Annotated in this window: 2 protein-coding genes and 1 pseudogene; 2 read left to right on the top strand and 1 reads right to left on the bottom strand. The window is 50.4% G+C overall.

Translation table 11 applies throughout. The features are described from left to right. A partial coding sequence (locus ACLTD4_RS34065) for a cyclic nucleotide-binding domain-containing protein (protein WP_412332005.1) occupies positions 1-489 on the bottom strand: 489 nt, incomplete at its 3' end. Between the two features lie 113 nt (positions 490-602). On the opposite strand from ACLTD4_RS34065, the gene ACLTD4_RS34060 reads away from it, so the two are divergent. Both ACLTD4_RS34060 and ACLTD4_RS34055 read left to right on the top strand, forming a co-directional pair. Continuing rightward, positions 603-1,433, top strand: a complete 831-nt coding sequence (locus tag ACLTD4_RS34060) for an amidohydrolase family protein (protein ID WP_117623170.1) — start codon at positions 603-605, stop codon at positions 1,431-1,433. 53 nt (positions 1,434-1,486) lie between these two features. After that, positions 1,487-1,711 (top strand): annotated as a pseudogene (locus tag ACLTD4_RS34055) (hypothetical protein); the annotation flags it as partial.

Here is a 1,711-nt window from a genome sequence, read left to right as displayed (position 1 = left end):
CTGGAGAAGGAGCAGACAGGCGGCAAAGTTGTTGCGGCTGGGATAGGCGGTCAGACTCATGTATTTCCGATTCTGGGTGACGTTCTGTTTTAACGCCATACTGCAGCAGAATCTCAGAAACCGTGCATCCTGAAGAAGGCCGGCACGGCAACCCCTCGTATCAATTTCGATAAAGCGGCACTTTGTCTGTGCCACCAGGGGATAGGGGCGTTTGTTCTCCTCAAACAGCTCCGGTACGCCGAAGAGGCTGAACGGCGTAAAAAAATTAATCAGCGACTGCCTGCCATTTTTATGGAAGCCATACAGCTTCGCCGTCCCCTGAACCAGGTAGAGAAGCCTCGTCAACTGATCGGTGTTGCGGATAATATATTCGCCCTTTTCATACTCTGTGACACGGACATGAGGACGGATATCAAAGGAAAAATGGCTCTCGAACTCATGCTCCTTCAATACCCTGTCCGTCACGGCCGTGCTCTCTGCACTCTTCATTTCACACCTCCTAAAATTCACCAAAATGTGAGAAATCTCATATTCTTTTCATTTCCTTTATTATATACTAAGTAAAGCAAAATTAATATGAATATTTGTATAGGAGTACAAACGTGTATAAGAAAATTGATTTCAGGGTACGCCCGCCCTACGGAAATTATCTGACCATGTTCCAGAAAGAACAGGCGCATTTCGCACGGCTCGCAGACGCATTCGATATGACCGTCTCCGAATCACAGCGCACGGGAAATCTGGAGCAGTTTGTAAAAGAAATGGATCTGGCAGACATCGAGATCTCAGTCGTTCCCGGAAGAAAGAATCTGGGGGTGGACAGCGAGGGAATGTTTCCGCTTACAGCGAGATATCCCGGCCGTTTTATGATCTTTCCCTACATCGATCCGACCGACGGGGATGAGGCTCTTTACGAGATCGACCGATGCAGGGACCGGTGGGATATCCGGGGAGTGAGCATAGAGCCGACCTATCAGCCGAAGCCCTATGCTTTCGATGACCCGATCGCATTTCCCATGTATGAGAAACTCGAAAAAGAGGATCTGGCCCTGTTTGTGAGCTACAGTGCCAAGCTTCTGCCGGTGGTTGACCCGGACACGGTGCGCCAGCTGGGGAGTGTGCTGCACCATTTTCCGGATTTAAAGATCATCGTGGGTCATGGAGGTTGGCCATGGCATTTAGAGGTGATGGCCATGGCATTTAACTCACCTAATATTTACATTGTTCCGGATATGTACGGATTAACCGGAGCGGGAAGCGGGGATTATATTAAAGCGGCCAATACGCTGATGAAGCACCAGATGCTGTTCGGCACGGCCTATCCCATCCTCAACATCATGGATACAGCCAGGTTTTACGAAAACTGCGGCTTAAAAGAATCCGTAAAGCCGGATTTCTTTTACAATAATGCAGCAAAGCTGCTCAAACTGTAACACACCTGGCTGTACAGCCACCACCAAACACACAAAAAGAGGAGGAACGCAACATGAAAAAAGTATTATCTATCGGACTGTCAATCTGTATGGCAGCAGCCCTGTTCGGGTGCTCGTCCGGAGCTGGCAGGGACACGGCTCCGCAGACGACGGCTTCCGCAGAAGCAGACACAACGAAGGCGGCAGGGGAAGAGGCAGAGAACGCGGAATCCGCATCGGGGGATACGACGGCCGCGGAGACGAAGGCGGAGGCGTCCATCGATGACTACGTATACGAC

The sequence above is a fragment of the Hungatella sp. genome, from assembly GCF_046966825.1.
This window is presented reverse-complemented; position numbering and strand designations above follow the sequence as displayed.